The following is a 4,266-nucleotide window of genomic DNA, read 5'->3' on the forward strand; positions in this document are numbered from 1 at the left end:
CCCGGCCACCGCCACGGCCTGGACCGCTGGTTCACCACCGGGAACCTGACCGTCGCCTACCTCTCCCTCACCGCCGCCCACCCCATGCCCCGCACCGGCGACCCCACCCGCTACTGGAACACCCTCGTCACCGCCGGCGAACTCCTCACCACCACCCCCAACCCCGACACCCGCATCACATTCGCCCTCCTGCGCTGCCGCGACCACGCACGGAAGGCCACCCGCACCTGATCAACACCCGGCTGTGCACAGGAAGTCGACCCCACCGACTTCCCACGCAGCACACCTCGCGTGGGACAGCGAGGACGCCGACCGGCCGCTGCCGACCGTCACCGTCGCCGAGATCCCGCAGACCGTCCTGAACCTGATCGCCGTCGGCGTCCGCTCGGTCAAGGTCTTCGCCAACAGTCTGCACCGCAACCAGCAGGCCACCGGGGCGGTCGCGCCGGACAGCCTGATGGTGCGGGCGATCCACGCCGTAAGGACACCGGGCCTGGCATCGCGGTGATGACGGAAAACCTCCTCTGCGGGCACACCGACACCGGCCTCGCGTTCCTCGGCGAAGGGGCGGACATGCTGGTGCTGAAGCCCGGGATGACCTCCGTGTACATCCTCACGATCCTAAAGCGCCGCACCCAGGCGCCGCTGATGCCGTTCTCCGTCTCCGGCGAGTACATGCGCGTGGCGCCGCTCAACCCGGCCACCGGGCGGCGGGACTTCCGCCCGCTGGCGGAGCTGTTCACCATGCTCAAGCGCGCCGGGGCCGATACGAGTCGACTACACCACCGAACGCCCAGTGCTGGCAGTCAAGTTGCAAGAACTCCTCGGCTGGACCAGCACCCCCACCCTGGCCGCCGGAAGAATCCCCGTCACCATCCACCTCCGGCATCTGAGGTCACGCGGATGCGAGTTCGGTGACCCGCTGGGCAAGTTCGGGGGCGCCGGGGATTCCTCGCGTGCTGTAGACAGCCATGGTCGAGCGCACTGTCTTGAGCTCCCTCTTGTTCCGGTCCGATGCCACGCCGTCCATGAGGTCCAGGCACTCACTCCAGAGGATCACGGCCTCCTCGTGACGGTGCTGGGAAGCCACGGACTTGGCGAGGTTCGCAAGGGTCAAGCCGCGAACCCGCTGGTACATCGACGGGACACGGTCCTGCAATGCCGCGCGGTAGTGCCGTTCAGCGGCTCGGTGGTCCTCCATCCCGGTCAGGGTCTTGCCAGTGTGCGAAGCCACGGTGGCCGCGACCGGGCCTGAGGCGCCGGCGTACGAGGGAACACCTTCATCATCGGCGAGCATGGCATCCTCGGCAGCGAGGAGTGCCCCTGCAGCGTTCTTGCTCTGGCCGCTTGCTCCGTACGCCCGGGCAGCTGTCACCAGGAGCAGCGCCTCCGTCTTGCGGTCGACCTTCCCCTGGGCCCGAGACAGCGCAGCCTCGGCCAGTTCCACACAGTGCGCGGTCTGGTGCAGGTCGAGGGCCTGATGGGTGAGGGCGCGCATCATCCAGGCTCCGTGACCTGCGGGATCGGACTCGCAGGCAAGTTGGTAGCCGAGGAGGTAGAACCTCTGGGCGGCACCCTCACGGCCGAGGTCGTGGCACTTCCATCCGACCAGAGTCGCCAGCTCGGCTGCTGCTCCGTACGCGCTCCGCCGCACCTCCTCGGACGGGAACGTGGCCTGGAGCATCGGCACGACGGCATCTGCCAGGTAGGACGACACCGTGGAGAGTCCATAGCCACCGCCCAGCCTCTCGTCAGCGGTCCTGAACATCTCGGTGAGCTGCCGGACGGTGGAAACCTCCTCGGCACCGGCCCTGCGACCGGTCTTCGCACCTCGCAGCGTGGCGGCGACTGCCTGGTGGTCGTAGGTGAGCGGAAGCCCGACGGTACCGGCAGCGAAGGCGAGGGCGAGGGCGAGGAAGTCGCGACGGTGGAACATGACAAGTGTCCCGAGATCAGCGGCGGTTGCCAGAGGATCAGGGGCCATGGCCTCCCCGAATGTCGGGAATCCTAGACCGATCTCGGCGGTCGTCACCTTCCGCGTCGCCATTCTCGTCAACGCCTCGGCAAGGTACGCCGCGGTTCGGCCCGTTGGAGTGCCGCCTCTCACCCAGGAGAGCACTGCCGACCGCGAGGTGTGCAGCGTCTCACCGGATTCCGCCGCGACGCCGCGGACCGCTTTGGCCAGGGCTTCGTACGTGCACCCGACTTCCTCGATGGCGGCCGCCAGCTGCCGGTTCGACTTCTTACGCCCAGTCAACTCACGCCCCTATAAGCGATCTTGAACAGATTGAACGGGATGAGCAGGCCATCACCGTACCGCCGGAGCGTGTTCGGCTGTTCACTGACTGCACGTACCTGCACTCCGGAGGAGGTCAATGCCTCATGGCCGATGTGTTCTTCGACCCGTCAGTCAGAACACCGGCGGTCGGCCCAGCTTCGCCATCCGCCACACCGTGCTCCACCGCATCGGCCGACGCGGCGGACAGGGCGTGCGTACGCCTTCGAAGAAGCCGGACCACCAAGCCTTGAGACCGGACAGCGGCGGTCGACGGACCATCGTGTAGGCCGCCCAGGAGGTGAGGTAGACCGGCACGAGGACCGCGGGAAGGTGGCGCTTGGCCAGCCAGACCCGGTTGCGGGCCGTCATCCGGAAGTAGGCGGCGTGCCGGGCCGGGTCGGTGCGGGGGTGCTGCAGCACCATGTCGGCCCGGTAGTCGATGCGCCAGCCCGCGTCCAGGGCGCGCCAGGCGAAGTCGGTCTCCTCGTGGGCGTAGAAGAACGCGCCGGGGAACGGCCCGACCTGGTCGATCACGCTCATCCGGATGGCGTGGCCGCCGCCCAGGAACGTGGTGACCGGCCCGGACTGCATCGGGTCACTGGCGCCGAGGCGGGGGACGTGCCGGCGCTGGGTGAACCCGGTCTCGTCCGCGATGCGGAAGGACACGATCCCGAGCCGCGGGTCCTGCTCGAAGGCTTCCCGGACCAGCCGGAAAGTGTCGGTGCGGGGCAGCAGGCCGTCGTCGTCCAGGACGACCAGCACGTCCGTTCCCCCCAGCTCGCGCAGCCGCTCGACGCCGGCGTTGCGGCCCCCGGGGATACCGAGGTTCTCCGGCAGTTCCACGGCGTCCACCCAGTCCGGCAGTTCGGGCAGCTTCACGCCCTGCCCGAGCACCACGGCCCGCACACCGCTGCCGCCGCCGTCCTGGGCCAGCACCGAGTCCAGCAAAGCCGTCAGCTCCGCAGGCCGGTTTCCCATCGTCAGCACCACCACGCCCAGCGTGACGCCCACCGCACTCGACCCCACCATGAGGAACCCTTCGTGATCTCGCCGACGCTGCAGCCAGGGCACGCGCCGCTGCGCGTGCCGACCGGGACGGGCCACCATCCCACACCGTCCGCTCCTGCTGGGACCCGAACGCTCCTGGTTCGCCCGTAAGGAGGCTGTCGACTCCATCCGCAGCGCCCGGGTCGCGCGCTCCTGGTGCAGCTACCCGCCCAAGGCCACGGCATCGACCCCGGCCGCCCGGGCAAGCCCGGCGCACTTCACTCCTGCCAATCACCCTTGAGGTACTTCGCCATGCTCAAAGCCTGCCGCCCCCGCACGTTCGCCACCCGCCTGGACTCCCGCACGGACTCCACGCCGCTCGCCCGCCACCTCCTCCGTGCCTACCTCTCCGGACTGCCCACCGGCGAGTGCTACTCCGACACCGCAGAGCTGCTCCTCGGCGAGCTGTTCGCCAACGCCGTCCAGCACTCCGACGCGCCCGACGACCGGCGCATCGAGATCCGCTTCGCCCTGGTCAACTCCCGCCTGCGGCTGGAGGTCCACGACGCCGGCAGCGGCCGCCCGTCCCTCCGTACGGCTGCGCCGGACGACGAGCACGGACGCGGGCTGTTCCTCGTCAACGAACTCGCCGAACGCTGGGGCTGCTGCCCGCGCTCGGGCGGCATCGGCAAGTTCGTCTGGGCCCTCGTCGCGCCCTCCCTCGCCCCCGCTGCCATCGCGGTCTGAACGGAGGCCCCCACCATGCGCATCGCCCTCACCGCCCGGCACCTCCTCGACACCGGCCGCACCCCCTCCCAGGCCTACGCCACCCTCGCCCGCCGCACCGGCCAACCCCTGCGCGCAGCCCGCGCGCTCTGCACCGCCCTCGGCATCCCCGCCGCCGAGACCGCCCGCCGCCTGGACGACATTTACGACGTCCTGCTCGCCAACCCCCGGCCGAACTCCGAGGCCGACACCGGGGAACTCCTCGAAGCCCTCGG

5 protein-coding genes and 3 pseudogenes are annotated in these 4,266 nt (G+C 69.8%); 6 read left to right on the forward strand and 2 right to left on the reverse strand.

The genetic code is table 11. The features are described 5' to 3' along the window. The 4 genes and pseudogenes from OP86_RS32085 to OP86_RS39305 form a co-directional block, all read left to right on the forward strand. A pseudogene (locus OP86_RS32085) lies at positions 1 to 231 on the forward strand (hypothetical protein); the annotation flags it as partial. 13 nt (positions 232 to 244) lie between these two features. After that, positions 245 to 508 (forward strand): hypothetical protein, encoded by a 264-nt coding sequence (locus OP86_RS33140; RefSeq protein ID WP_030259901.1) that lies wholly within the window; start codon positions 245 to 247, stop codon positions 506 to 508. Continuing rightward, a pseudogene (locus tag OP86_RS39300) lies at positions 508 to 759 on the forward strand (hypothetical protein); the annotation flags it as partial. The gene OP86_RS33140 and the pseudogene OP86_RS39300, both read left to right, overlap by 1 nt. 37 nt (positions 760 to 796) lie before the next feature. Beyond that, positions 797 to 844, forward strand: a pseudogene (locus OP86_RS39305) (hypothetical protein); the annotation flags it as partial. Positions 845 to 895: 51 nt separating this feature from the next. Here OP86_RS39305 and OP86_RS32100 read toward each other — a convergent pair. After that, positions 896 to 2,257, reverse strand: a complete 1,362-nt coding sequence (locus tag OP86_RS32100; RefSeq protein ID WP_030062594.1) for an NsdA family TPR-like regulatory protein — start codon at positions 2,255 to 2,257, stop codon at positions 896 to 898. Positions 2,258 to 2,410: 153 nt separating this feature from the next. Further along, positions 2,411 to 3,307, reverse strand: coding sequence for a glycosyltransferase family 2 protein (locus tag OP86_RS32105; RefSeq protein WP_030062593.1), 897 nt, complete (start codon positions 3,305 to 3,307; stop codon positions 2,411 to 2,413). A 270-nt stretch (positions 3,308 to 3,577) separates the two neighbouring features. On the opposite strand from OP86_RS32105, the gene OP86_RS32110 reads away from it, so the two are divergent. Continuing rightward, positions 3,578 to 4,012 carry an ATP-binding protein gene (locus tag OP86_RS32110; RefSeq protein WP_078589305.1) on the forward strand — a complete coding sequence of 145 codons (435 nt, stop codon included), beginning with the start codon at positions 3,578 to 3,580 and terminating at the stop codon, positions 4,010 to 4,012. 15 nt (positions 4,013 to 4,027) lie between these two features. Further along, on the forward strand, positions 4,028 to 4,266 hold a 239-nt coding region (locus OP86_RS32115), incomplete at its 3' end, for a hypothetical protein (RefSeq protein WP_033334366.1).

This window comes from Streptomyces novaecaesareae, from assembly GCF_000716875.1.
GTDB lineage: Bacteria > Actinomycetota > Actinomycetes > Streptomycetales > Streptomycetaceae > Kitasatospora > Kitasatospora novaecaesareae.

Excerpts from the sequence above, each read along its gene's own strand:
- OP86_RS32110 (WP_078589305.1), top strand. The coding sequence starts at position 3,578 with ATGCTCAAAGCCTGCCGCCCCCGCACGTTCGCCACCCGCCTGGACTCC.
- OP86_RS32105 (WP_030062593.1), bottom strand. The coding sequence starts at position 3,307 with ATGGTGGGGTCGAGTGCGGTGGGCGTCACGCTGGGCGTGGTGGTGCTG.